Origin of the sequence: Sphingomonas kyungheensis (genome assembly GCF_037120395.1) — a bacterium.
Taxonomy (GTDB): domain Bacteria; phylum Pseudomonadota; class Alphaproteobacteria; order Sphingomonadales; family Sphingomonadaceae; genus Sphingomonas; species Sphingomonas kyungheensis.
This window is the reverse complement of the sequence record NZ_JBBBDM010000012.1, coordinates 35285-61211: the sequence shown is the minus strand read 5'-3', so window position 1 is coordinate 61211 and position 25927 is coordinate 35285. Positions and strand designations below refer to the sequence as shown.

29 protein-coding genes and 1 pseudogene are annotated in these 25927 nt (G+C 61.0%); 9 read left to right on the top strand and 21 right to left on the bottom strand.

Features of this window, described 5'->3' with window-relative positions; all coding sequences use genetic code 11:
* Positions 1-47: 47 nt before the first annotated feature.
* The 8 genes and pseudogenes from V8201_RS16595 to V8201_RS16560 form a co-directional block, all read right to left on the bottom strand.
* Positions 48-379 (bottom strand): annotated as a pseudogene (locus V8201_RS16595) (IS3 family transposase); the annotation flags it as partial.
* A gap of 158 nt (positions 380-537) precedes the next feature.
* Positions 538-1434 carry a SphA family protein gene (locus V8201_RS16590; RefSeq protein ID WP_271300957.1) on the bottom strand — a complete coding sequence of 299 codons (897 nt, stop codon included), beginning with the start codon at positions 1432-1434 and terminating at the stop codon, positions 538-540.
* 80 nt (positions 1435-1514) lie between these two features.
* Positions 1515-2573: an NADH:ubiquinone reductase (Na(+)-transporting) subunit F gene (locus V8201_RS16585; protein ID WP_271300958.1), complete on the bottom strand. Its 1059-nt coding sequence runs from the start codon at positions 2571-2573 to the stop codon at positions 1515-1517.
* Positions 2574-2577: 4 nt separating this feature from the next.
* Complete coding sequence (locus tag V8201_RS16580) at positions 2578-2925, bottom strand: phenol hydroxylase subunit P4 (protein WP_271300959.1); 348 nt, start codon at positions 2923-2925, stop codon at positions 2578-2580.
* Between the two features lie 14 nt (positions 2926-2939).
* Positions 2940-4472 carry an aromatic/alkene/methane monooxygenase hydroxylase/oxygenase subunit alpha gene (locus V8201_RS16575; RefSeq protein WP_271300960.1) on the bottom strand — a complete coding sequence of 511 codons (1533 nt, stop codon included), beginning with the start codon at positions 4470-4472 and terminating at the stop codon, positions 2940-2942.
* Positions 4472-4750: an MmoB/DmpM family protein gene (locus V8201_RS16570; protein WP_062126692.1), complete on the bottom strand. Its 279-nt coding sequence runs from the start codon at positions 4748-4750 to the stop codon at positions 4472-4474. The genes V8201_RS16575 and V8201_RS16570 overlap by 1 nt, the downstream gene beginning before the upstream one ends.
* On the bottom strand, positions 4747-5763 hold the full coding sequence (locus V8201_RS16565; protein ID WP_271300961.1) for an aromatic/alkene monooxygenase hydroxylase subunit beta: 1017 nt from the start codon (positions 5761-5763) through the stop codon (positions 4747-4749). The genes V8201_RS16570 and V8201_RS16565 overlap by 4 nt, the downstream gene beginning before the upstream one ends.
* Complete coding sequence (locus V8201_RS16560; RefSeq protein WP_062126698.1) at positions 5760-6038, bottom strand: phenol hydroxylase subunit; 279 nt, start codon at positions 6036-6038, stop codon at positions 5760-5762. The genes V8201_RS16565 and V8201_RS16560 overlap by 4 nt, the downstream gene beginning before the upstream one ends.
* 147 nt (positions 6039-6185) lie before the next feature.
* Between V8201_RS16560 and V8201_RS16555 the strand changes: the two genes are divergently transcribed.
* On the top strand, positions 6186-7121 hold the full coding sequence (locus V8201_RS16555) for a LysR family transcriptional regulator (RefSeq protein ID WP_271300962.1): 936 nt from the start codon (positions 6186-6188) through the stop codon (positions 7119-7121).
* On the opposite strand, the gene pcaD is transcribed toward V8201_RS16555, so the two are convergent.
* The 11 genes from pcaD to V8201_RS16500 form a co-directional block, all read right to left on the bottom strand.
* Positions 7122-7895, bottom strand: a complete 774-nt coding sequence (pcaD, locus tag V8201_RS16550; protein ID WP_285139065.1) for a 3-oxoadipate enol-lactonase — start codon at positions 7893-7895, stop codon at positions 7122-7124. It abuts the gene before it with no gap.
* 8 nt (positions 7896-7903) lie between these two features.
* Positions 7904-9106, bottom strand: coding sequence for a 3-oxoadipyl-CoA thiolase (gene pcaF, locus V8201_RS16545; protein WP_271300963.1), 1203 nt, complete (start codon positions 9104-9106; stop codon positions 7904-7906).
* A complete protein-coding gene (locus V8201_RS16540) occupies positions 9103-9756 on the bottom strand; it encodes a 3-oxoacid CoA-transferase subunit B (protein WP_062126707.1) in 654 nt (217 codons plus the stop codon). Before V8201_RS16540 ends, pcaF begins: the two co-directional genes overlap by 4 nt.
* Positions 9756-10463, bottom strand: coding sequence for a CoA transferase subunit A (locus tag V8201_RS16535; protein WP_062126710.1), 708 nt, complete (start codon positions 10461-10463; stop codon positions 9756-9758). The genes V8201_RS16540 and V8201_RS16535 overlap by 1 nt, the downstream gene beginning before the upstream one ends.
* 18 nt (positions 10464-10481) lie before the next feature.
* Positions 10482-11372, bottom strand: a complete 891-nt coding sequence (locus V8201_RS16530) for a dioxygenase family protein (RefSeq protein WP_066548719.1) — start codon at positions 11370-11372, stop codon at positions 10482-10484.
* 34 nt (positions 11373-11406) lie between these two features.
* Complete coding sequence (gene catC / locus V8201_RS16525) at positions 11407-11697, bottom strand: muconolactone Delta-isomerase (RefSeq protein ID WP_062126717.1); 291 nt, start codon at positions 11695-11697, stop codon at positions 11407-11409.
* Between the two features lie 4 nt (positions 11698-11701).
* Positions 11702-12865 carry a muconate/chloromuconate family cycloisomerase gene (locus V8201_RS16520; protein WP_271300964.1) on the bottom strand — a complete coding sequence of 388 codons (1164 nt, stop codon included), beginning with the start codon at positions 12863-12865 and terminating at the stop codon, positions 11702-11704.
* 560 nt (positions 12866-13425) lie between these two features.
* Complete coding sequence (locus V8201_RS16515; protein WP_336545985.1) at positions 13426-16059, bottom strand: AAA family ATPase; 2634 nt, start codon at positions 16057-16059, stop codon at positions 13426-13428.
* The gene (locus V8201_RS16510) at positions 16056-17171 is read right to left on the bottom strand and encodes a metallophosphoesterase family protein (RefSeq protein WP_271300966.1); all 1116 of its coding nucleotides are present in this window, start codon (positions 17169-17171) and stop codon (positions 16056-16058) included. The genes V8201_RS16515 and V8201_RS16510 overlap by 4 nt, the downstream gene beginning before the upstream one ends.
* Before the next feature lie 78 nt (positions 17172-17249).
* A complete protein-coding gene (locus tag V8201_RS16505) occupies positions 17250-17636 on the bottom strand; it encodes a type II toxin-antitoxin system VapC family toxin (RefSeq protein WP_336545984.1) in 387 nt (128 codons plus the stop codon).
* Complete coding sequence (locus V8201_RS16500; protein ID WP_066548739.1) at positions 17633-17878, bottom strand: AbrB/MazE/SpoVT family DNA-binding domain-containing protein; 246 nt, start codon at positions 17876-17878, stop codon at positions 17633-17635. Before V8201_RS16500 ends, V8201_RS16505 begins: the two co-directional genes overlap by 4 nt.
* A gap of 878 nt (positions 17879-18756) precedes the next feature.
* On the opposite strand from V8201_RS16500, the gene V8201_RS16495 reads away from it, so the two are divergent.
* The 6 genes from V8201_RS16495 to V8201_RS16470 all read left to right on the top strand — a co-directional run bounded on the left by V8201_RS16495 (position 18757) and on the right by V8201_RS16470 (position 23381).
* A complete protein-coding gene (locus V8201_RS16495) occupies positions 18757-18939 on the top strand; it encodes a CsbD family protein (protein WP_271300968.1) in 183 nt (60 codons plus the stop codon).
* A gap of 187 nt (positions 18940-19126) precedes the next feature.
* A complete protein-coding gene (locus tag V8201_RS16490) occupies positions 19127-20167 on the top strand; it encodes a cation diffusion facilitator family transporter (protein WP_271300969.1) in 1041 nt (346 codons plus the stop codon).
* Positions 20167-21009 (top strand): undecaprenyl-diphosphate phosphatase, encoded by an 843-nt coding sequence (locus V8201_RS16485; RefSeq protein WP_037533442.1) that lies wholly within the window; start codon positions 20167-20169, stop codon positions 21007-21009. Before V8201_RS16490 ends, V8201_RS16485 begins: the two co-directional genes overlap by 1 nt.
* Positions 21010-22173, top strand: coding sequence for an endonuclease/exonuclease/phosphatase family protein (locus V8201_RS16480; protein WP_336545983.1), 1164 nt, complete (start codon positions 21010-21012; stop codon positions 22171-22173). It abuts the gene before it with no gap.
* Between the two features lie 304 nt (positions 22174-22477).
* Complete coding sequence (locus V8201_RS16475) at positions 22478-22783, top strand: hypothetical protein (protein ID WP_037533439.1); 306 nt, start codon at positions 22478-22480, stop codon at positions 22781-22783.
* A 124-nt stretch (positions 22784-22907) separates the two neighbouring features.
* Positions 22908-23381, top strand: a complete 474-nt coding sequence (locus tag V8201_RS16470; RefSeq protein WP_152542188.1) for a GAF domain-containing protein — start codon at positions 22908-22910, stop codon at positions 23379-23381.
* 195 nt (positions 23382-23576) lie between these two features.
* On the opposite strand, the gene V8201_RS16465 is transcribed toward V8201_RS16470, so the two are convergent.
* Positions 23577-24011, bottom strand: a complete 435-nt coding sequence (locus V8201_RS16465; RefSeq protein WP_271300971.1) for a pyridoxamine 5'-phosphate oxidase family protein — start codon at positions 24009-24011, stop codon at positions 23577-23579.
* A 62-nt stretch (positions 24012-24073) separates the two neighbouring features.
* On the opposite strand from V8201_RS16465, the gene V8201_RS16460 reads away from it, so the two are divergent.
* Both V8201_RS16460 and V8201_RS16455 read left to right on the top strand, forming a co-directional pair.
* Positions 24074-24322: a hypothetical protein gene (locus V8201_RS16460; protein ID WP_152542187.1), complete on the top strand. Its 249-nt coding sequence runs from the start codon at positions 24074-24076 to the stop codon at positions 24320-24322.
* Between the two features lie 80 nt (positions 24323-24402).
* Positions 24403-24861, top strand: a complete 459-nt coding sequence (locus V8201_RS16455) for a Ros/MucR family transcriptional regulator (RefSeq protein ID WP_037533429.1) — start codon at positions 24403-24405, stop codon at positions 24859-24861.
* A 117-nt stretch (positions 24862-24978) separates the two neighbouring features.
* Here V8201_RS16455 and V8201_RS16450 read toward each other — a convergent pair whose 3' ends face one another.
* Complete coding sequence (locus V8201_RS16450; protein ID WP_200870380.1) at positions 24979-25662, bottom strand: recombinase family protein; 684 nt, start codon at positions 25660-25662, stop codon at positions 24979-24981.
* Positions 25663-25927: the final 265 nt, after the last annotated feature.

The window sequence follows — 25927 nt, the reverse complement described above, 5'->3', positions numbered from 1 at the left end:
TGTCCGGTTAGAAGCCGTGGCCGGGCAGAGGGTACAGATCGTCAAGCCGCAATCATCGCCGGAATGAGCGGTCGAGCTTCGCTTGGGCAAAATACGCCGACGCCTTGCGCAGGATCTCGTTGGCCTGTCGCAGCTCGCAGACGTCGCGTTCCAGCGCCTTCATCTTGTCAGCGACCTCGGTCGGGACGCTAGCGCGCTTGCCGCTGTTCACCTCCGCCTTCTTTACCAACTCATGCACCGTCTACGGAATGCAGCCGATCTTCTCGACAATGGAATCTACCGCCGCCCATCGCCATGGGTGATCGCGCTCGTGATCCAGCACCATCCGTATCGCTCCCTCGCGGACCTCAGGCACGCACTTGTTCGTCGTCTTGCTCATATAGGCTCCACCTTCTCAGGAGTTGGAGCCTCCGACGAACCCAGGGCGGTTCATACCCCCCGCGACGCTGCGCTATCCTAATGTCAAATCTGCAGCTTCGGCGGCCAGCAACGGTAGAGGCGCAACCCGACGAACCAATGCGCGATGAACCGCGTCAATCAGAAACGGAACGCCGCTTTCAACCAGAAACTGTCACCTTGTGTACGGTTGGTTGCCGACAATTCATGCTGCCACTGAAAGGCGATCGGCACCTTGCCCGCCTGATAACGGACGAGCGGTCCAAGCGCGAACACCTCCCCCTTGTTGCCGTTAACGCCGACACGCGCGCCGTTCACCTTGTCGTCCGTCGTCTGCTTCAAATAATAACCGGTGATGCCCACCGTAAGGGGATTGAAATTATACGCCGCAGCGAAGTCGACGTGTGCGGCTTGGCCGGAGCGGTAGTTGGTATCCCGGTTCTTCGTGTTGAAGTCGTACATCAGCTTCAGCGACACTTCGGGGCCAGAACCCCTGGGATTGAAGTGGGTCACCGCGAGCACCGGTTGGAATGTCCAGTAGTTGTTACCGAGATTAGCGAGATTGGTGCGCTTGTAGCTGCCGGTGGGTACGAACGTGTCCATCGTTGCGACAAAGAAGGTATTCTTGCGTTGCCAGCCGAGCACGAGCGGATTGACGATGATATCGCCGATGCCGAACTTGTTCTGCCGCGCACCTCCGGCGTGGACGTTGACGTTGATGATCGGCACGAACGCCTGCATCGCGACCGATGCGCCAAGCACCTTCAAATTGGTGACGTGGACAAAGCGCGGAATGTCGCCGACGATATTGACCGAGAAGTCCGGCGGCCCCGCGCTGTTGCCGTTGTCATCGTTCAGGCGATCTGCGGTGTAGTAATAGCCGTAATTGAGGAGGTACGTTCCGGGTGGCGGAAGCGCAGCGATAGTGAGCGCCTCAGCGCCGTTTGGATAGGCGGTGCGGCCGCCTTCAGACGCCAGCGCCGGCGTTGCGGCTGTAGCAGTCACGATCGCGGCTGCGCCAAGAAGATGGTTTTTCACGACATTCCCCCCTTTGGTTGGGACGCAAGTCTCCAATCAGCGGCATCAGCCGCCGGCTCGCGTTCCGGTTGTTGTTTTACTCAGAGCTTCTTGAAGAACGGAGATCGTACTGATTTCTCGGCATCGGCCGCGGTAACGAACTTCTCGACGAAGATGTCGCGCTCGAACAGGCGCCCCTTCATCAACGCGCCGATCCCCGCCTCAATCATCGGCGGTGGACCGCAAAGATATGCTTGATGGCCAGTGAACCGGCCAGCGAACAGACGCTCAGCGGCTTCGTGAACATATCCGGTCTCGCCTTCCCAAGCATCCTCAGGCTCTGCTTGCGACAGCACAGGCACATAGCGGAACGTGGGATTCTCTTCGGAGAGTTTGCGGAAGAAATCGGCGTAGTGGAGATCGTGCGGGCGACGCGCCCCGTGTATCAAGGTGATCGGCTGATCGTAGCCTTGCCCGATCAACTCAAGTATCATGCTCTTGGGACTGGATAATCCAGAGCCACCGGCGAGGAAGATCAGCGGCTTGTTTGCCGAGCGGCGGACAAAAAAACGGCCGAACGGACCCGCGAAGCGGATCTGATCGCCGACCTTCAGATGCTCGTGCAGATGCGTCGTCGCCTTTCCACCAGGCACGAGGCGAACGTGCAACTCGACGATGTTAGCCTCGGCCGGGCTGCTCGCGATCGAGAAAGCCCTTGTCCCCTCGATGCCGTCGATCGACAAGTTGACATACTGGCCGGCTTGAAAGAACACGCCCTCGCCCGCAACATCCAGCCACACGCCCAAGATATCGGGTGTCAGCATTTCGAGCTTGCTGACCGTGCCGACATGATCCGCGACCGCGATGCGCCGTGCATCGGGATCGTCGTCGATGTCCGCCTCGATCGTCACGTCGCCTTGTATCGTCGCGACACAGGCGAGCGTTGCGCCCTCGTCACGTTCGAAATCCATCAGCGCGAACGAACTGGCGGCACCGTGAGCTACCTCCCCCTCCAATACGGACACCTTGCAGGTGCCGCACAGGCCGTGGCCGCAGGCGTGCGGCAGATAGAGGCCGGCACGAAGGCAGGCGTCGAGCAAGGTCTGGCCCTCCGCCACCTCTACAGTGTCGCCAGTGGGTTCGATCGTCAGCGTTGCCATGGCGTTAGGCGTTGCCGCCCTCTTGAGTCCAGAATCGGATCAGCGACTTATGGCCGACCCCCAGCTCACCGAGGCTCTTTTCGGGCGATGGCGACCAGTTCTCCCCGTCGAGCATCCAACGTGCCCGGCCGAGATCCACGGACGCCCAATCCGGATCGATGGAATAGAGTGACGGGAGGATCTCGGCCGTCAAGGCTCCGAACGGTAAATCGCGCGGAAGCGGAAGGGTGATGGCCGAACAGAAGTTGTTATGGCCTTCCCAATGAACGAATACGAGCTGCGCACCGTGAAAATTTTCCACGCGATCACGGGTCGGTCCCGAGTAGCCGGAATGGAGAGCGGCTGTGGGCATTTGATGTCCCTTCCTTATTCTGCTGCGGCTGCAAAAGGTGGCGCAGGGCGACGCCCTTCCATCCACTTTTCCCACTGGGCCTCTTCGGGCGACATGGCATAATCCATGTTATCGGCGCCCTTGTTGATGTGGTACCAGTCCAACACCTCAGGAACGGTCGCGCCGCCGCAATTGCCCTGGAAGATCTGATGCACCGGGAGCCATGCTTGCGAGAACTTTTCCGGCTCGTGATCGAATATGTCCTTACAGCCGTCCGAACAAGTATGATACTTGTCACCACCGAACTCGGAGACACGAAAGCTGATCGTGGTCGGATCATCCACTTCAGTGAATGCCATCGGGACTTGACACACCTGACAGAGCTGCGGCAGGCCGTTGTTGTAGAAGCGCTTGCCCTGATTGGCCTGATCACGCCACTTGAGATAGCGCTGTTCGTAGAACTGTTCGAACGTTTCAGGATACTTCTCACGCAGCCATGCCAGATGCTGGTCGTCGACGTCCCAAGTATGGACTGCGGCCGCATGGGTATAGTTGTAGAAGATGGTCCACGCCTGATGCGAGATGTGGCCCTTTTCCTTCTTGGCGATTTCCGCATACTTTGGTTCGCGGATACCGTAGCGGGCGAGATCGGCGAACAGTGCGCCACCTGCCTGCTCGTAATAGGTTTCCCAAGCCTCTGCCCAGGACATGACCTTCTTGGGCAGCATGTAATCCATCATCATGCCGACGAGCGTCAGGAGACGGTATCCGCGCCAGAACCACTTGTCGATCCAGCCCTGAACGATCGGTACATTGGCCTCGTCCTGCTCCAGCAGGAAGCGCACCGCCTCCAGCCCCAGCGTCATGTGCCGACTCTCATCCGACTGCGCCGAGAAGCCGAACGTGACCGTCGCCATGTCGCCATTATAGGCGGCGCCCGACATGAACGGCACGAACAGGAGATTGGTCAGCACATATTCAAAGGCGAAGCTGATCGAGGTCAGGAACTCGAATGGTCCTGCCGTGCTCGCATCGTCGAAGAACGATTTCGGCACCGACAGATACCATAGGCGGTCGTGCATGTGGGTGAAGTCATGCATGCCGTCGAAAAACTTGTTGTAGTGGCTAATCGTATGAATCTGCGTCTGGCAGTGACGCAGCTCGTCGATCGACTGCATCTGCGCGGCGACGCGGAGACCCGCCCCCGGTAGATGACGCGCCAGATGCGCGAAGTGTCGGTGCGCTTGGTACTCCAGCGGCGTCACGGCCTGGATGAAGAGCTTCACCGCATTGAGGTAGCGCGCATCGGTGATGCCGAGCTGACCGTTATTCTGCGCCATCGAATCGATCACGGCGTAGAGCTTGCGCTCCTTTTCCGCTTGGAACTTCCAATAGGCGTCCATGGTCAGCTTGAAAGGGTCTTCCCAAGCGTCCCAGTCATGCACCTTGATCCCTTCGTATTTCGCGAAGGGGAAGATGTCGTCCTTGTTCTGGTAGCTCGGTTCCCAGTCCAGGCCACGGGTGAAGTGACCGTACTTCTGCTTCAGATTCAGTTTGCGGGCTGTCATCACTGCCTCCAATAAACTGCAAAGTAATCATCATCCTCGTCGACCGTGCCGGACAACGAGATGACGGACATATGGATTTCCTGCGGGTCCCAGTCTCGGCCGAGCCGCTCTGACACGCTGTTGGCGCGGATCTCGAGCCGACCCGGACAGTCGATTTTGGTCATCGCGTGCATGGATCGGCGTTGGGCACCGGGGTTGTCGGCCATGATCGCGTCAGCGATCGCAGCCCCCTCTTGCGAGTTCTGCAAGGTGATCGATACGGGCTGCTGCTGGGTCACGCGGCCAGTTCCTTCTCGCCCAGCGCGCCGAGGCCGATCATCCGCTTACGCAGATCGGCCGCAGCTTCCGCAACCGCTAGCAACCCGCGATCGCCGAGCACCCTGTCTGCGATTGGCCGCACCGCCTCTTCGGCTCGGCGGGTCCAGCGGTCGAACCAGTCTTTGAGTACCTTTCGATTGCCCCCGGACTCCGCTGCCGCGGTCTTGATGACGGCATCGGTCCACCGGCTGTTGTCGGCATACCAGTCGGCAAGAAAGCCGGTCATCATTGATAGGGGTGCACCGTTATGCGCGGCCCCGGCGCGGTCGAAAGCCTGCGTCACCAGTGGATACACATAACCATCAAGGACGACGAGCTGGGCAACGAAAACCTCAAACCAGTCGCGAACCACGAGCAGGTCTTCAGCGAGCCGACGCATCGGCTGCCATTCCGGCGCCTCCATCCACTCCGCCTTGGCTGCGACGAGCGCCTCGTCGGTGCCGGCACCGACCACCAGGCCGATACGCGAGATGATCTGCGCGATCCCGAGTCGATCGGTGCCGCAAAATGACGCCGCCGACGTGATCTGCGTGCCATAGCCCCAGTCGGCGATCAGCTGGCAGTTCATGTTTGCCGCCCATTCGACATGGCGCAACGGCAGGAGATAGCCAGCAAAGACCTTGAGCCAGTCCGCGTCGACGGTCCCGATCAAGTCGCGCTTATCGACGAAACCGACAGCATCGTCGAATGACTGCTGCATCGCCGCACGATTGATGTTGTAGGTCGCATAATAGAATTGGCGTGGATCGCGGAAGGAATACCAATCCGCCATTTCGACTGCGGTGCGGCGCGGATCGAAAAGCTCGCGTTCGGGATCCCAAGTCGGCCGATAATGAAAATTTGTCACCGGCTGAACGTCGAATGTCGCTTCCTCATAGCGTGAGGCGGGTTTGTCGACCCCGAAACGACGCGCGATGTGCGAAAAGGTTTGCCGGCGCGGCGTGATCGCTTCGGCCTGGATATCGATGTTCATGCAAGCGCTCCGACGGTACGGACGGGAGCCGATGAACCCGCAACAAGGCGCAGCACGGCAGCGCTCTCTGCCGGGTCAGCGGCGGTGACAAGGCAGCGGTTCTCACCGCAAAATTCACGGAAAGCGGCGACGGGTAGCACCAGCTCGACGCTTAGGTCGGGATCGCCGTAGACGAAATCGAACTGGACGATGCCGCGGTCGGTCACGCCGGTAACCACCGCCTGCAATTTGACGCGACGACCGGATTGTGACGGAGCGTGTTGCACTTCCAACATGACACCTCTTCCTCGAACAGGCCCCTAGAGGGGCTCTTTGATCCCAGGAGAGTGTCCCACCGAGCGATGACCCGCAAATATAATATAGGCACATCCTGATGCCGAAACGGTATTGCCCACGGCGCACGAGTCACGCACATAAAAGGTATGGCCCGCAACCTGACGTCGACCGAACCGCTTGCCGCGACCACACCGGGGATCGACGTGCGCCGCTTGCGTTACTTCCTCGCCGTGGCGGAGGAGTTGCACTTCGGCCGTGCCGCCGAACGTCTCCACATCGCCCAGCCCGCGCTCAGTCGCCAGATAGCGAATCTGGAAGCGGGAATAGGTGCCTTGCTGTTCGACCGCACCCGCAGCGCGATCGAGATGACTGCCGCCGGCGACGCGTTGCTGCCACGCGCGCGCGACATTCTCGCGCGCGTCGCTGATGCTGCGCGCGTCGCAAAACGTGCGTCGGAAGGATCGGTCGGCGTAATTCAGGTGGGTTTCGTCAGCTCAGCAACCTACTCCATCCTGCCGGGTGTCTTTAACCGCTATCGCGCCGCGCATCCTGACGTGGAGCTGGTGCTGCACGCTTTGAATACTGCGGAACTGAGGATCGCTTTGATCAATCGCTCGATCGACGTTGCCTTCGCGAGACCTGGGATTGGTGATCCGGAAATCGTCAGCGAGGTCGTGCAGCGCGAGCCGCTTGCAGTCGCACTACCGGAGGAAGATATGCTCGCCCAGCAGAACCACATTGCATTGAGCGATCTCTCCCAGCGCCCTTTCGTGATATATCCCCGACACCCGCGTCCGAGTTTTGCCGATCACATTCTCGAGCTGTGTCGCCGCGAAGGATTCACCCCGACGATCGCGCAGGAGACACTTGAGATCCAGACCGCACTGTCGCTCGTGTCGGTTGGCGCGGGGGTGTCCATCGTGCCCGAGTCAGCCTCCGAGGCGCAGCTAACCGGCGTAGCCTATAGGCCATTCCTCGGCGACGCACCGCAGACACAGCTCAGCCTTGCGTATCGTCGCGACAACCGTTCACCCGTGGTCGCCGGCTTCTGTGCGCTCGTCCGTGATCGGCGCGCCCGATAATCAGCCTGTGAGGTGATCGAGCACCGCGGCCGTGAATTCACTCGGCTGCTCGACATTCGAGAGATGAGCCGCATCGACCATGCGCAAGGCTGCGCCTGAAATCGTCGTAGCCAGCGCACGCGCATGTTCAGGAGGAGTTGCCGGATCCGCGCTGCCGCCAATGACGAGCGTCGGTACTTCTACCAGTGCCGCTGTCCGCCGCTGATCCATGTCGCGGATCGCAGCGCAGCATCCAGCATAGCCGACAGGACTTGTCTGCCGCAGCATAGTGACAATCGGCGAGATCGCCTCAGGCGACGAGGCGACAAAGTCAGGGGTGAACCAGCGCATGATCGAGGCATCGGCGAGCGGTGCCATGCCATCCCTAAGCACTGCTTCGATCCGGGCATCCCACCCGCTGGGTGGTCCCATGTAAGCAGTGGTATTTGCCAGGATCAATCGGTCCAACCGTGTGCTCTCACGCACGCCGAGCCATTGACCGACCATGCCCCCAAGCGAGAGGCCGCAGAAGTGGAACTGCTGGATGCCGAGCGCTTCAGTCAGTTCCACCACGTCACGACCGAGCCGGTCGATGCTGTAGCCACCTTTCGGCGCATCGGACGCACCATGCCCGCGTTGGTCATAGCGCAACACGAGAAACTTCGCTTTGAGGGCATCAAGCTGGGGCGCCCACATACCCATGTCGGTGCCAAGTGAGTTGGACAGAACGAGGACGGGAGCATCCACCGCCCCCTCGAGACGATAGGCGAGCGTGCAGCCGTCACCCAGGCTCATGCGCTCCATCACACGCGTTCCAGCAAAAGGCCGATGCCCTGCCCCACGCCAATACACATGAAGGCCAGAGCATAGCGGCCTCTCGTGCGGTGCAATTCCTCGACCGCTGTCATCACGATCCGGGCACCCGACATGCCGAGGGGATGACCCAAAGCGATCGCGCCGCCATTCGGGTTTACGCGCGGATCGTCGGACGCGACGCCGAGATCGCGAAGCACGGCGATGGCTTGGGCCGCAAAAGCCTCGTTCAGTTCGATCACGTCGAGATCGGCCATCGACAATCCGGTGCGCGCGAGCAGCTTGTTCGCCGCTTCGATCGGCCCGACGCCCATGATCCGCGGCGCAACACCTGCCGAGGCCATTGCGAGAATGCGCGCGCGCGGCGTGAGGCCGTGTCGCTTTGCGGCGGCCTTCGAACTGATGAGCATCGCTGCGGCGCCATCATTCAGACCTGAGGCATTCCCTGCGGTCACCGTCCCGTCGGCTCGAACGACCGGCCTCAGCTTGGCCAACCCCTCGAGATTACTCGCGCGCGGATGTTCGTCGGCGGAGAAAACGATCGGCTCAGTTCCACGACGCGGGATCGTGACCGGCACGATTTCTGCTGCCAAGCGGCCGTTGGCCTGGGCTGCTGCCGCCTTGTGCTGGCTGGCAAGCGCGAATGCGTCCTGCTGTTCGCGCGTGACCTGCCACTGCGCCGCTACATATTCGGCGGTCTGCGGCATCGTGTCGACACCATAAGCCTCGCGCATCGCCGGATTGACGAAACGCCAGCCCATCGTGGTGTCTTCGATACGCTGCCCGCGATCGAACGCCTCTGCCGCTTTGCCCAGAACATAGGGAGCCCGCGTCATGCTCTCGACGCCACCGGCGACGATCAGTTCGGCGTCCCCCGACCTGATCGCCTGCGCGGCAATGCCGACTGCGTTCAGCCCGGACCCGCAAAGCCGGTTGACCGTCGCTCCGGGTAAAGCATCCGGCAGTCCGGCCAACAGCAGCGCCATTCGCGCGACGTTGCGATTATCCTCGCCCGCCTGGTTGGCGCAACCGAGGATAACATCGTCGCCTTGCGCCCAGTCGATCGAAGGATTGCGCGCCGCCAAAGCCGCAAGCGGGACGGCCGCCAGATCGTCGGCGCGAATGGTCGAAAGGCTGCCGTTCAGACGCCCGATCGGCGTGCGCACGGCGTCGCATACGAACGCTTCGGTCATGCGGCGCGCGCCTGCGCTGCCGACACGTCAAGCGCAGCACCGGTCTTCGCGCCAATCTCCTCTATTGTGACCCCAGGCGCCAGTTCGACAAGGCGCAGTCCGGGCTTGTCACAGGCGATCACACCAAGGTCGGTGACGATCAGATCGACGCACGCCTTGCCAGTCAGCGGCAGACTACACGTCGGCAAGATCTTCGGCTCGCCGGCCTTGTTCGCGTGGTCCATCACGACAACTACGCGCTTGACGCCGGCGACGAGATCCATCGCACCGCCCATCCCCTTCACCATCTTGCCGGGGATGGTCCAGTTGGCGATGTCGCCTCCCTCGCTGACTTCCATTGCTCCAAGTACCGTCAGATCGATGTGGCCGCCGCGGATCATCGCGAAACTGTCAGCGGAAGAGAAGAACGATGAGGTCGGTAGCGCAGTGATCGTTTGCTTGCCCGCGTTGATGAGGTCAGGATCGGCTTCACCTGCAAAGGGAAACGGTCCCATGCCCAACATGCCGTTCTCCGATTGCAGCGTCACGTCGATGCCATGCGGGATATGGTTGGCGACCAGTGTCGGAATACCAATACCGAGATTGACATAGTATCCGTCGCGCAATTCACGCGCGGCCCGCGCGGCCATTTCGTCACGACTCCACGGCATCAGACGGCCTCCCGATTGCGCGTGGTCAGCTTTTCGATCCGCTTCTCGTTGATGGTGCTCTTCACGATCCGATCCACGTAAATGCCGGGTGTATGGATGCAGTCAGCGTCGAAGGTGCCCGGCGGCACGATCTCTTCGACCTCCGCCACGGTTACCCTGCCTGCAGTGGCCATCACCGGATTGAAGTTGCGCGCCGTCTTGCGGAACATGAGGTTGCCAGCCGTGTCGGCACGCCAAGCCTTCACGATTGCCAGATCCGCGCGCAGCCAAGTTTCGCGGACATAGTCCTCGCCGTCGAAGCTCTCGACAGGCTTTCCTTCCGCAACAACGGTGCCCACCCCGGTCTTCGTGAAAAAAGCCGGGATACCTGCTCCGCCGGCGCGGATCCGCTCGGCAAGCGTACCCTGCGGCGTCAGCTCCAGCGCCAGCTCGCCCGAGAGGTACTGCTGCTCGAACAGCTTGTTCTCGCCGACGTAGCTCGAGATCATCTTGCCGATCTGCCGCGTCTCCAGCAGCATCCACAGTCCAAAGCCATCGGCGCCGGCGTTGTTGGAGATGACGGTGAGATCGCGAACGCCGCTGGCGCGTATCTCCGGAATAAGGCTCTCGGGATTACCCGAGAGCCCAAACCCGCCCGACATGATCGTCATGCCATTGAAGAGTAGTCCATCCAGCGCGGCGGCTGGCGTGTCGTACACCTTGTTCATCTGACCGCCGCTCCGGTCTCAGGCTGCCGCACGAGTGCGGGCGGAGAAAACGCCGTCCTCGTGGGAGGCGGAACGCTGAAGCTCGAAATCGAACGCGACATAAGCACTGTCACCTTGGCGCTGCGGCACAGGCAGCAGCCCTTCCCGCGTGGCGAAGGCGAAATCGTCATTGGCGAAGGGATCGTCGCCGAAGTTGATCTGCGTTGTCAGTGCACGGTATCCGGGTGCTTCAACGAAGAAGTGGACGTGTGCCGGACGATTGCCGTGGCGGCCGATCGACTTCAGCAGCCGTTCCGTCGTGCCATCGGGCGGAACCGAATAGCCGTTCGGCATCTTCGAGTGGAAGGAATAGCGGCCGTCCGGTCCGATCTTGATCCGACGGCGATTGTTGAACGGCGTCTGCGCTCCGGTGGGATCGAAGTGCGAGTAGAAGCCGTGCGAGTTGGCGTGCCAGACGTGGAGGATTGCGCCATCGGGCGTCTCGCCCTTCGGCCCCTTGATTTCACCCGTCATGTAGAGGGTGCCAGTTTCGTCGGGATCATCGCTGAGGTTCACGTCGCCTTCGACGAGCGGCGCACCCTCCACATAAAGCGGTCCCTCAATGGTCCGCGGCGTGCCACCGCTCTCGCCGGCCTCCTTGTCCTTGGCGTCCATGTAGAGGTCCATGAAGTGCTCGAGGCCGAGCCCTGGAACGATGAGCCCGAATTCACCCACGCCGTCCTGGAAGAACTTGATCGCCGACCAGAACTCACTCTCCGTGATGTCGTACTTGGCGATGGCAATCATCACCGCCTCGACGAGATCGCGCGTGATCGCCTTGATGCGCGGATCACCGCCTTCGACGGTTCCGCCGCTGGCGCGATCGAGGAGGTTCTGTACCTCCGGTGTCTGCACGAAATTCTCGTTCATCGTTCCTCTCCTTGGCGTCTTATTTAATGATTGGTCAGCGATCGTCGTCATGGATCGACGATGGATGCCTGCACAAAGCAGTGACCTTCACTTCCATGTACGGAAACAGCGGTAGCGTGCTGAGCAGATCGTGAAGTTCTACATTGCCGGGCACGTCGAAGATGCTGACGTTGCTGTAGCGCCCAGCGACGCGCCAAAGATGACGCCATATGCCTTGTCGCTGGAGATCCTGTGCGCGCGCCTTCTCCTCGGCTTTGAGAGCCTCGATCATCCCGGCATCGGCATCGTGCGGGATGCGCACGTCCATAGTTACGTGGAATAACATCGTCTCAACCCACCGCCTGAAGTGGCATCACTACCGTGGTACGTAACGGCCGATCACGACGCAGCGCGGCGATTGCCTCCGCTCGCGGCTCAATACCGAGACCTGACGCGGTCGGCAGCACGAGCGAGCCCGCTTCGTATCGTAAAGGTTCGGCGAGCAGTTCCTCGGTCAGGAGCAGCGGGCCGAACAGCTCGGTGCCGTATTCGAGCGCGCCAAGGGTGGAAAACACGTGGGCGGAAGCGATTGTTCCGATGCCGCCCTCCAACATGGTGCCGCCGTAGAGCGCAATTCCAGCAGCCTCCGCGATGCCGGCCAGCTTCTTGGCCGCTGACAGTCCACCCGCCTGTGCAATCTTGATGGCGAAGACGTCTGCGGCATGTCCGCAGGCGAGCGAATAGCCGCTTTCCGGTCCGTGCAGCGCCTCATCCGCCATGACAGCGACGCAGCCCATCTGGGTCAGCCGGGCCATGCCTAAATTCTGGGTCGCGGGGATCGGCTGCTCGACCAGGTCGACCCCAGCATCAGCAAGCATCGGAAGCGCGCGCTTTGCCGTCGCTTCACTCCATGCCTGGTTGACGTCGACCCGCACGCTGGCGCGATCGCCGAGCGCCCGTTTGATCGTGGCGACATGCGCGACATCTTGCTCGAATGGGCGTTTGCCGATCTTGAGCTTGAAGGCATGGTGTCGATCCCGCGCCAGCATATCCTCCGCCTCTGCGATGTCACGATCCGTATCGCCGCTTGCCAGCGTCCACAGCACGGGCAGCCGATCGTGCAGTCGCCCGCCCAATAGTTCACTGACGGGCACGCCGAGGCGCTTTCCCTGCGCATCGAGCAAAGCGGTTTCGATCGCGTTCTTGGCGAAATGGTTCGCTACGATATGACGACGCAGCATCGCCATCGCCGACGCAGGACGCGCGTCGCTGCCAATCAGCACCGGCGCGACGTAGCGATCGATCGTCAACTTGATGCTCTCAGGGCTTTCAGCTCCGTAGCTGAGGCCGCCAATCGTTGTTCCCTCGCCAAAGCCAACGATTCCATCGGAACAGAGCAGTCGGACGATTACGATCGTCTGTGACTGCATCGTTGCGACAGACAGCACGTGTGGCCGGATCGTCGGCACATCTAGAATGATTGTCTCGATGGCGTTGATGGTAACGCGTGTCATCGCCCCGTTCCTCTCCTCAGCTATGTGAGGCTAGGAAAATAAGTTGATCGTGAAAAATGCCGATTTGGTTGGCCTTGATACCTTTCCGGCATCGGGCTTAGGCGCTGAATGCGATCGACGGAGTCGCGGCGGCCCGGTTGTATGTCCCGCAGCCAGCTATCGCAGACACGATGCCAGGAAGAACGCCAGAGCCATCTTTCTTGGCCGTTTCACGTTAGAATCGGATTACACCGCACCGCGCAATGCTTTCGCCAGCATCATCGTCAGCTCCTCCAACGTATAAGGCTTGGACAGCAGCTCGAACCCTTGTGCGCCGCCTTCCGTCACGGCAGAACTGTACACCCGTCGCCCCGCCACCGACGATCGCCTCTGTCACCCACCACGACAAGCTGATGAGAATTGGTACGGGAGAATGGATCTGCCATGACGTAAACAATCCGGTAGAGTGAACTGAGTTGACCACCTCTCGGCCCCGCCCCGCCGCCTGAACGAACGCCCGCTCACCGCGGTTGACGCCGTAAAGCAGGCAGGCCGCTTTCCACCAAAATGTATAGGTTCCGCTACCGACCTCCCGTCAGGCTAATCCGATTGCCAAGGTGACGGAAGGCGCGATCACGGCAGGTAAGCAGGATGACCTGCATCCGTGTTGCGGCCTCGGTCAGGATTTCGGTCATGAGATCGAGGCGGGTATCGTCCGAATAGACCAGCGGATCGTCCAGGATCAGCGATACTGGCATTCCCTGCTCGAGGAGCATGTCGGCGAAGGCGAGCCGAGTGAGAACCGCCAATTGCTCCTGGGTGCCCCTGGAGAGATCGCCGCAACTCTCGCCCAATCCGCCCCGCGCAATCGACGCCAAGCCAAGGTCGTCGCCAAAGCCGGGGTCAGCGCCCGGCAGCAGCCGTTCGATGTGCCGGCGCGCACGCCGCGCCACCGGCCCGACGAACGTCCGTGACGTCTCGGCGCGTGCACTCTCCAGCGTGTCGCGAAGCAACTTCAACGTTTCGGCTTCCTGCGTCACACGTGCCAGGTTGGCAACTGCGGCATCAGCCTCCTCGCGCGCGACTGCGGCGCGGTCGGCCAGCCCCTTGCCGCCTTCCGCCTCGATCCGCGCCTCGAGCCCGGCAATCACCTTTTCCAGGTCGGTACGCTGGGCCCGGGCCACCTCGACCCGCTTGTCCAGCAGTCCGATCTGCCGTTCGATCGTCACAACGTCATGAGCGGTCGCCGCGCGTTCGGCATCCTGCAAGTTGACGAGCGCTGCCGCCTCCTGCTGGCGCGCATCGCGCAAAGCGTCCTCAAGCGAGGCCACCTCGGGCTTGGTTTCCAAGGTGGCAAGCTGTGCCGCGGCGTTCAGCGCATCCCGTTCGGCGCCAGCTTCCTGCACCATCAATGGAGCATTGCGCGCCTCCACTTCGCGCAACTGCTCGGATGCCACCGCATCGACACCTTCCGCCTTTGCCAGCGCCGTATCCGCCTCACCTGATGCGATGGTCAGCGTCTCGACGTCTGGCTCTTCGCAGTTCCCCTCCCCTTCCGCGCCTTCCTGCAATCCGGCGATGAAGAGCTTCAGGGCCGACGCACCCGCTTCGATGTCGAGCAACGTCACGGCAGGCGTGATCCCAGCGATCCGCGCTTCTAGAGTGCGAAGGTTGGCGACCGCGTCTCGCGCGGCCTCGTTGCGAGCGCGAGCCGCAGCGACACTCTCCACCCCGTACTCGGCCAAGGCTGCGTTCAAATCATCGGTCGCGTTGGCAAGTGTCGTCTCGGCGCCTTGCAAGCCGACCGGCGGGCGAATGATCAGTTCAGCGTCGCCCAGTCGGATGCGCGTTTCGCGGAACAGCATTCGGTCTCCACGCTCCGCCGCAGCTCCGTCGATCGTCAGGCCGCCGACATCACCGGCGAACTCGATCCGCGTCGCACCCGCATCCACAGCCGCCCGCGCCTTGTCTACGGTACGTTCACGTTCTTCGAGGGCCTTGATGACGGTGGTGGGGATCACCGTCATCGCGAGCTGGCGCGTCGCTTCGTATTCGGCCTCCAGCGCAACCAGCTCGGCATATCGCCGTCGTGCCTCGCCGCTTGCAGCCCAGCGCTCGCGCTCCGCAGCCCGCATGCGAGCAGCGTCAAGTGTGGTATGAGCGGCCCGCCGAGTGTCACGCGCACGGATTAGCAGCTCACGGGCTGTCGTCGCTCGTTCCTGCGCGGCCGCCAACTCCCCGACCAGGCCGGATCGACTATCCCGTGCCTTGCTGAGCGCCGCAGCCGTGTCGCTGACAGCTTTGCGGGCAGTTGCGAGGCGCGATGCGAGATCCTCGAATGCCCTGACTCGGTCGACAAGGCGGCCCTGCTCAGCGCGGCGTGTGTCGAGCAGCTGAGCGGCAGAGCGCGCCACGTCAAGCTTGCCTACCAGCGTCCGACGCTGCTCAGCATCGCTGGTATCGGCAAGATCGCGATCGAGCACCTTCAGCCGCGCCCGCGCAGCCTCGAGGTCGGAGAAGCCCTGCTCCAGCGCGGCAAGCCGAGCTGCCGCCTCGCTCGCCGCGCGTTGTGCTGCCTCATGCTCGTCGCGTGCCGCAGTCTGGCGAACGGTCGGCCGACCGCTGTTGGTCCAGTATTCCGCGAACTGGCTGTCGATGCGGGGGCGAACACGCTGGTAGGCGGCACCACCCATGATCGTACCCACCTCAGCTTCCAAGGTAGCACGCACGCTGTCGCGCACGATCTCGCCTGGCGCTGTCACTTCAAGCGCCTGCGCCTGCCCGACCCACAGCAGGCCGAGTGCGCCGTGCGCGGCCGCGTCGCCGCCCTGGCTGGTGTCGCGACGCGCACCGAGCAATGCTTGCAGCTGCGCCTCGGCATCCTCGCCCTGCGCACGCCCATTCGGTCCCCGAACCTCAACCGAAGCACTTTTCAGGAAGCGCTTGCTGACTTCCCACGCCTCGCCTTTCGCCTCGAAGCCGATCTCGATCTGTGGGGCGACGGCCTCACCGTAAGGCGCATAGCTACGCGCAAGCCGATTGGCGGTGTTGTGCCGGATGAAGAAGGCGGCGCGCATCGCTTCCAGCAGCGTCGACTTACCGGTTTCGTTGGGCTCGATGATGACGTTGAGCCCATCGGTCAGCCCGTCGAGCACGAAGGGGTCGCGGTATCTGCGGAAGTTTGAAAGCGCGATGCGCCGGATCCGAAGGCTCATGCCGCGTCCTGCCCACGCTGATGTTCTACGAACAGGCGCTCGAGCGCCCGCCTGGCAATGGCGCCGTCGCTGCCACCGGCCTCTATCATGCTCATCAGCTTGCCCGCGGCCGTACCTATCATCCCCTCGACCCGCAGGTCTGCCAGATCCTGTTCGCTCGGCCGACCGACGAGATCGTCGGCGGTGACCGCCAGATGGCGCAGGCGATGGCGCAGGTCATTGTCGAGACGCGCAAGGATCGCGATACGATCGGACAAACTGACGATTCCCGAGAGCGAGAGCTGCAGGAGGGTTGCCGATGGTTCGACCTGTGCAAGCAGCCGGTCGCACTCGGCGGCAAAGCCCTCCGCGTCTGCAACCGTCCACGAGCGCATCAGCCACTGGAACCTGCCAGTACGGATTGGCGACACCGACGGCTCCGCCCCGGCCTCAAGCGTCACGAGCAGAGCGTAGCCCGGCTCATCCCGCTGGAAGCGATCGGTTTCTGGTGTTCCTGAGTACCAGGTGCGCGCATCGACCCTGAGGCTCCCGTGCCAGTCGCCGAGCGCAAGATAGTCGAGGTTGGAGCGCTGCGCGCGATCAGGGGTGATCTGGTTCTGCGCCTCGCCGCGCGACGAGAAGTCGCGGATCGAGCCGTGAGCGAGACCGATGCGCAAGCGCGCGCCTGGCGTCTCCATCGTGTCGAACAGCGCGGTTGAATCGTCGAGATTATGCCGGTGGGTTAGCGGTGCCGGCAGCAGCCACTGCCCGGGCTCCAACTCGCATGGCACCGGCTCGGCAAGGATACGGATATTGGCGGCGCCCTTGGCGCGGACACGGTCCCACAAACCGCTGTTCCGGGCGAAGTCGTGGTTGCCGGGCAGCAGCCACCAGGTACAGGCATAGCGCTGCATACGCGATACCGCCTGCACGATTACACGGTCTTCTGGTCCTTCGGTATCGAACACATCGCCGGCGACCAGTACGTGCCTGACCTCATGCTCAGCTGCCGCCTTGCCGATCGCGTCTATCGCATCGAACCGGGCTTCGCTGAGGGCAGCGCGCAAATCGCTGTCGAAGCGGCCGTATGGCTTGCCGAGTTGCCAGTCTGCTGTGTGGATCAGGCGTAGCATCGGAACCTTCTGGCGGTGTGGGCTATGGCAGTCGAGCCGAGCCCCCTACCCGCTCCCCTAACCCTTGACCGTGCGAAGTCAGCGGATCGCGACAACCTTGGCCTCGACGGCGTCGGCGATCTTCTTCCAATTCTGGTCGCTGGTCCATGCGGGCAGACCGTCGCGCCGTGCGAGAGCCAGGCAGAAACGATCGCCAAGGCTGAGCCCCGCCTCGGCTGTGGCCGCCCGCAACCGCCCAGCGATCTGCGCGAGCGCCTTGTCGGCCGGGACGACCGTCAGCGGCAATGGATCGAGCATCGCATCGACTTCGCGCTCGGGCATGCCGGCATGGACGAAGTGGCTGACGACCTCGGCATAGTTGACGCTGCTCACCCGCGCGCCACCGATTCCCGCCGCGACCTTTGTTGCTCCGCGTTCGCCTTTGAGCATCGCAATGATCGCAGACGCGTCCAGCACAACGCTCATTCGCCGCTCTCCTCCCGACGTCGAGCGAGAAAAGCGTCAACAGAAGCGTCAGGGTTACCGCCGGTGTACTGCTTGGCCAGGGCTTGGGCACGTGCCACTGCCTGGCCTGCCGTCCGCAACACCACACCATCTTCGGTTTCGTCGAGGTAGACCGCACCACCGCCACTCAGACCAAGGCGCTTCCGGACGTCCGCTGGCAGACTCATGCGCCCGTTAGGCGTGATGTTAATTTGCAAGGTCATGTCAGCACGCCACCCCCGATGTACCACCTTAACGGATCATAGCTGACGCGCTCAGTCGCGACAACACTGTAGCTCTTACACCTACTTCCATTTCTATGTCATGGAAGGCGCTATGTGCCATATCGCCACAATCCTGTCAGACGCGCGTTTTAGTAAGTACGTTTTGGGTATACCTTAGAAGGACCGACACGCGGCTGGTGCTTTATAGGCCGCCAGGTGACGTAAAAAGGACTGGGCAAACAAGCACCACGTATCAAAGACCGCAGCATGTTCATCCGGGCCTACCTGCGCGCTTCCACCTCTGAACAGGACGCATCTCGCGCACGTGAAGCTCTCGATGCATTCGCTGCGGAGCGAGGCTTACAGAACGCCGTGCGCTACGTTGAAAATGAGAGTGGGGCTACGGCACGCGCCGGCCGATCAGGTGCAGCGACAACACGTTATATCCGGTCAGCAAGACATAGCTCGCGGCGCTCAGGGCCAGCGCGGATGCAAGCGCCAACGGGGGCATCGCGTGCAGTGCCGTCCAAACCTCGTCTCAGCCGATGCCCGCGAGGATCTCACGCAGAGCCAAGCCGGCGAAGACCAGCGCCGCGACCGTCAGGCCTATCATGACTAGGGTACGGAGCACTTTAGTCTGTCTCGGCGTCCCTCGCGGCTCAGGCTGCTGTGACGCTCGCGGAAGGAGTTCCGCACACGGCGATTGACGTCCGCACACAAAGTTTCGAACAAGTACCGCGGCTACATTACACGAACCTTACTGTTCCCTCCAAAATACGCATGTCAGCAACATTCTTTTTTGCATGGAACTGCAATCTGATTGCCCCGTTTATTTTTCTGTTCGACAGCTTTTTAGACGCAAAAAATGGAGAAAGATCATGGGCGAATTTACTGACAAGCTGGACGCGGGAGGCAACAAGATCGCAGGCAAGGCTAAAGAGCTTTACGGCGATGCCACCGATAACGAGCAGCTGGAAGCCGAGGGCAAGGCACAGCAGCTCAAGGGCACCGGCCAGGATGTGAAGGGCAGCGTCAAGGACACCCTTGGCGACAAGATCTAACTGATTGAATCTTCGAGGCAGGGCTGTCCCGCGCCAGCGGGGCAGCCCTTCTTCTTATTCTCGTCTGACGCTTCATACGAATGGGCGCCGCACAGAGCCGTCTTCCGCTGCCAACACAGTTGCAGGGAATCCGAAGAAATATGTCAAAGTTGTTGGCTAACCGCACCTCTGGGACGATAGGGTCGGTATGTCCGCTCACGCCTCCAGGCACACGCTCTTTGCCGCTCTAGCCGCCAACGCCGGGATCGCCATCGCCAAGTTCTGCGGGGCTGCCTACACCGGCTCGTCCGCGATGGCTTCGGAGGGCATTCATAGCCTCGTGGACACGGGCAATCAGGTCTTGCTGCTCTTCGGTATGAAGGACGCGAGCCGACCCGCCGACGCATCTCACCCGTTCGGCTATGGTCTCCGCCTGTACTTCTGGGGTTTCGTTGTTGCGATGGCGGTCTTTGCCTTGGGGGCGGGTGTCGCGATCTACGAGGGCGCCGAGAAGGTCGCCCACCCCGAGCCCATCGAAAGCGCATGGGTCAACGTCGTCATCCTCTTAATAGCCATCCTGCTGGAAGGCTCCTCCTTGGCAGTGGCCTTACGCCAGGTGCGCAGTGAGGCGAAGCGCCGCGCTCTTGGTATGATGGAGACGATCCGTCAGCATCGTGATCCTACGGTCTTCGCTGTGGTCTACGAGGAAACAGCTGCCCTCGCCGGCCTGTTTGCCGCCCTGATTGGTATTGGCCTCGCGGTGCTGCTCGACATGCCGGCGCTCGATGGCTGGACCTCGATTGCAATCGGCGTAATCCTGGCCTTCACGGCCCTGAGCCTCGCTCGGCGCTGCTATGTGCTCATGACTGGGCAGGCCGCCGATCCGGCCATTGAGGATCGGCTGCGCGAGATCCTCGGGCGCGTAAGGCCGATCGAGCAGGTCAACGAGGTGCGGACCATGCACTTTGGTCCGTCGGAGGTGCTGGTACTCGTCTCGGCCGACTTTGTAGACGATACGCTGGCTGGCACCGTTGAACGCATAGTATCGGATGTTGAAGATGGCATCCGCGAGGAATTCCCGGAAGTGCGCCGCGTATACATCGAGGCGCAGTCCACCCATCGTCACCGCGAAGCGCTTGAGGACATAGGCGAGGAGCCGGACGCACTTGAACGCGACGATTACGCAGAAGATTTCGAGGATACTGACCATACCTCGCGGCCAATTACGCAGAGCACTAGGATCAATTAATGGATGCCACTTGGCTGACGTGGATTGAAGCGGCCTTCCTTGGGTTGCTTCAGGGTCTCACGGAGTTTCTTCCTGTCTCATCGAGCGCCCACCTACGGATCGCAGGTGCCCTTTTGCCATCGGGGGTCGATCCAGGCGCTGCTTTCACCGCCGTGACGCAGATCGGCACGGAGGCAGCCGTTCTGATCTACTTCCGCGCCGACATCTGGCGTATCGCTACGGCATGGCTGGGATCTCTGATCCGCCGCCCCGCCGCCCTATCGCCAGATGCACGCATGGGCTGGCTTGTCATTCTAGGCACGTTGCCTATCGCGGTCCTGGGCTTGTCATTCAAGCACGCGATCGAGGGCAGTCTGCGGGATCTGCATCTCACCGCAACGATGCTGATCGTTTTCGGCTTGCTTTTGGGCTTGGCGGACCGTCTCGGCACGAAGCGACTGACGCTTGAGCAGCTCAGCTGGCGTAACGGCCTGATCCTCGGCTTTGCACAGGCTATGGCGCTTGTGCCTGGCGTATCAAGGTCGGGTGGTACGATCAGTGCGGGCCTTATGCTCGGCTTCACCCGCGAGGCAGCGGCGCGATATTCGTTCCTGCTTGCGATCCCGGCGGTGCTGGCATCGGGTGTTTTCGAGCTTGCGGATAGCTGGGGTCAGTTCGGTGCATTCGGGCCAGGGCCAACTCTGCTTGCGACGGTGATCGCCTTTGTCTCGGGCTATGGCGTGATCGTCGCCTTCCTGCGCATCATCGCAACGCGAAGCTACATGCCGTTTGTCGTTTACCGCCTCGTTGCAGGCCTCGCGGTCTTCGCTCTGCTCGCCATGAATGTCATTCCGGCAAGGTAAATGAAGAGGCCGTCGATATCCCCGCTCACCGCGAAGCTTACTCCCTCCGCCACGAGACGAGCCACGGCGCAGCACATTGCCTGCGCGCTTCTGCTGCTGGTGACCGGATGCACCAAGCTGCCAGCGGCAAAGCTCGCTTCTGGTGCCGCCCCGATCCCGGCAGAGTCGAACGTCGTGCACTCCGCCGACGGCGCCGAGGCGAGCACCACTCTGGAGGTTCTCACCTTCAATATCGAAGGATTGGGGTGGCCTGCTCGTCGCGGGCGAGCTTCTTCGCTGAAGCAGATCGGCGCCACCCTTGCTGACCTGAATGCCCGCGGGAAAGCCCCGGACGTCATCCTCGTGCAGGAAATGTTCAGCGCGGCCGCGGTCAAAGCTATGACGCAGGCTGGTTACCCGTACCGAGCTTGGGGTCCGACACGGACACAGCGGAGCCGCCTGACTGCGACAGATCGGATGCGTGGTCCAAAGCTTTGGAGGAAAGGTGAGACTGGCTTCCATCTTGTTGGGTCGGGTCTGGCTGTGCTCAGCCGCTATCCGATCATAGCCAGCGAGTCAGAACCGTTCGGCAAGAACCGATGTGCCGGTTTCGATTGCCTCAGCAATAAGGGCATTCAGCATGTGCGGATTGCCGTACCGGGCGTTTCTCAACCGATCGATATCTTTAACACACATCTAAATTCTCAAAAGGCTTCAAGGGTGCCGCCCGAGAGGCATGGTGCGGCACATGCGCTTCAGGTGAACGAGTTGGCGCGCTTCGTTGCCGCAAAATCGGCGCCTAGGGCGCCCGGGATCTTTGGCGGAGATTTCAACATGCGCGGCGCTTCGGATCGACTGGCCCACTTCGAAGCGAGCCTCAGCGGGTTCACGATGGTGCACCGTTACTGCGCCGCGCCAAATGCCGCCTGTGAGGTTGCGGCCTCTTGGGACGGCGACGAACCCTGGTTGGACACAGAGGATCTGCAGCTCTTCAGCAGCGGTGCTGCCGTTACCGTGCGACCTACCAAGGTCGAGGCCATGTTCGACGCGCCGGCATCGGGTGATCGCCTGTCTGACCACGACGGATTGAAGGTGGCCTATCGGCTTGCCTGGCAATCGACGCGGGGAACGGTCGAGAGTAATAAGATAGTGGAGTCATGTGCCTTGCATCTACAACGATGGTAGCAATAGACGAGGCTTGCGATTCAAGGACGTGTTGCCCTAGTAAAGAGCGACTGGGAGTTCGGCATTTAAATGCGGATAGCTCGATCGTTGAATGCTTATTATCCATAACAGAGCGGTGGACGCCGCAGCGAGAGATCCCGAGCTTCGATTGAAGCGGTAGAAGCCCCGCAGTCCCAATCAAGCGACGGCGCTTCCCCGTTGACACCTCATTGCAGGTCATTGGCCGCTTTTACACCCACATCGGTTCTGTAACCGCTCATAAAGGCGAACCCCCGAGGCACAAGTTGCTTGGAGAAACAGCCTCATGCCCTTCAATTCGCGCAAGTCCGATCGTCACGTCATTGCGGCCGACATCCGGGTCACCGACGAACGAGGCAATCGGACGGACCTCGTTGCCGTCGATATGTCTCGCACCGGGCTAGGAACCGATGGCTTGATCCAGCTGAAAGCGGGTCAATCCGTTACAATCGAGTTGCCGGATGGGACCGTCAAGCATGGTAGTACTGTATGGAGAGAGGATTTTTCAGGAGGGCTGCTGTTCGATCAAGAGATGACTGAACAGGAACTACACCGTACGATGCGCTCGCTCGCGTCCAGGCAGCAGTTCTGATCCGTAGCAGAACCTAGCGGGCATAACTCGTTGCCTCCTGTCAAACTTTGTACGGTTCGTACTTAACCTGCATCAACGGCTAGAAATAGGCAGACGCTTACTATGTACGTCTGAGGGTGATGACATGAGCGATCGCGAATTAGCCTGGAAACGTGAGGCAGCCGTGCTGCAAAGCGGACTCCTTAGCGTTGGTCACGGCTCTGAAATTGCGAGCATAGTCAGCTTTGTTGCGGCTAGGTACGAAGCGCCCATTGCAGCTCTATCCATCCTATTCGGTGGAAAGCAGATCGTCTTTTCGGCCGTTGGCATAGATGTGAAGGAAACGCGCAGGGACGATTCGTTTTGCAACATAGCCATACAAGACCCGGCGCGAGCAACCGTGGCTCTGAACGCCTTGGCAGACGATCGCTTTAACAACCTCGCACCAGTCCAAGGCGACCCATTTATTCGCTTCTATGCTGGTGCGCCGATTATTGATCACAGAGGAAATGCCTTAGGCGCATTGTGTATCGCTGATATCAAGGCACGCGATAATTTCGATCCTGCCGACTTGATCGAACGCGGCCGCGAAATCGCTAACCTGATTAGAGAATGGTGACAGTAAAATGCCGTGTCGGGCGACTAAACAAGACGGTGCAGCGCGAGTGAACGGGATCTGTCGTAGACGTGCATTCCTAAAACCTTTGATTGGCGTCTACTGCCTCAAGAGGCGGGACATACAAGACGCTCTAAGTCCAAGACTTCTGCGGCAATGCCGCGGAAGTCCTGTATCATACCTCTGGCGGCTGCACGCTTAGATAGAAATTTCGCCTTCGTCGCCGCCATCCCAGTAGCGGATTGTCGTAGCATCGATACGAATCATCACAACACCGGGGGTGTCAATGCCTTCGGGAAAGTAGCGATCAAGATCCTTCGTCCAGTGATCGGCAAACGCGGCCTTGTCCTCAATCAGCGCCGCAACGCCTTCAACGGTGACAAACAACGGAGGACCACCGAGCATTCCAGCGGCACCGGTATAGCTGAGAGTGACGTGCGGGTCGGCGCGCAGATCTGCGATCTTGCGCGAGTTTTGATAGGCAAAGAAGTAGCTGTCGCCTTCGTATTCAACATCACCATTGTTGCTCATCGGACGCGCCGTCATCGTGCCATCTGACGAGCGAGTGGCCATCATCGTGTAATCCAACTTGGCCATTTTTTTTGATAGATCGTGTAAGCTAAGCTTCGACATCACGTTGCTCCTTTCGCGCGGGTGCGAGTATCCCGAATGCTCGTAACGAATGTAATGACGGGTTGATCGCACAAGCCCATGTCGAACGGCTCAGATCCTGTTATGATGCCCCGATGCTAAAAACTCGATCGAAACGGCTTGCGGCCAACAGCGCAACCGCGGTGCAGAGCCTTGCCGAGATTGAAGAGGCAATCGCCACGCTCGGCAATGAAGACCTGCTCGACCTTGCGGACATCTTTCGCGAAAAACCCACCACATCGCTCGCAAGGCTGGCTGCAGCCGAGATGACCAGACGGGGTATCAGCCTTTAATTTCTCCTGACCCGAGCGCTATTAAGGCGAGTATCCACACAAAGGCTCCTGACGCGGGAGTCCGAGAAGAGTGAGTGAGAATGTCCCAGTCTGCTAATGCCGTTGAGCTTGCCACGGAACTCACCATTGCCTGGCTGCGCAACTCCAATACCCGCACCTCAGCAGATGACGTTCCGGCCTTCCTGCAGTCGATGCACGCTGCCCTCGCCAAGCTTGAGACGCCGGCGGTTGAAGAGGAAGCCGGCTCTACGGATTTCACGCCGGCCGTTTCGGTGCGTAAATCACTCGCTTCGCGGGACCACATCATCTCGCTGATCGACGGCAAGCCTTATCGGACGCTGCGCCGCCACCTCAACTCCAACGGCTTAACGCCCGACGAGTACCGCCAGCGCTATGGCCTCAAGCCCGACTATCCGATGGTTGCGCCCTCCTATAGCGAGAACCGCAGTGCCATGGCCAAGACGATCGGACTTGGTCGCAAGAGCAAGCAGGCAGCCCCTGCCTCTAACGCCGCTGAAGAAGGCGAAGCGGAAGTATGATGGCGTAAGGGCAGACACAAAGCGTCTGCCCATCTAGGTAAGTGAGATCAAACTCCTGACTAATGCCCAAGTTGTCTTTGTCCTCCTTGCGTATGGCGCCTTGGGCGAGTTGGTGCCTTACGGCTCCTCGTCGGCCGCCGTCTCGCTGATCAATCGCGTCGCAGCTTTCGCTCGGTGCAAAGCGGTAACCCGTTTCACCTGAGCGATGCTGCATCCGGCTAGCTCGGCTGTTCGCGCGATGCTCATGCCGGCATCGCGCAGGCTGATGATACGCCGGTGATGGGCAAGGTCGGGCTTGCGGCCGGTATAGCGCCCTGCCCGCTTTGCGATTTCGATACCTTCGCGCTGCCGCTCGCGCCTGGCCTCGTAATCATCCCGCGCGGTCTGCAGTGCGACACGCAACAGCATGTCCTGCACCGCCTCGAGCACGATCCTCGCAACTCCGGCACTGTCGGCGACGAGATCGGATAGGTCGACGATGCCGGGCACGGCAAGTCGCGCCCCCTTCCCCCGGATCGTTGCCACCAGCAGCTCTGCCTCGGGCAACGGCAATCGGCTGATCCGGTCGATCTTCTCCGCTATGACGACTTCGCCTGGCTGCAGGTCTTCAACCATGCGCAGCAGCTCGGGCCGATCCGACCGGGCACCCGATGCCTTCTCCCGGTAGACCGCCGCGACATAGAAGCCTGCCGCCCTAGCGCCGGCAACGATCGACTCCTGCCGCGCGAGATCCTGCTCGTCGGTGCTCACCCGTAGATACACCCGCGCCGCCTGAATGATCGTGTTCGGCTGTCCCAGCATCGTTCCTCGGCTCGTATCGGTATACCTCAGTTCGCCATTGTCATCACTGGTGGCCGCTATGACGCCCAGGCGAAGCTATGTGACTAGGCTTATCAAGCCGATGCCAGATAGCCTTGTATAGGCCTGTTCAGGCGAAATACGTTAAGCCTCCCTCTTCCCGGCCGCGGCCGTTGGCGCAATGTTTCATCATCCGGTACACCTCTTGTGTCAGTACAGCTAGCATGTCGCTATGCGCTGACATCTTTTCCGAAGGGCGTGGATCGAT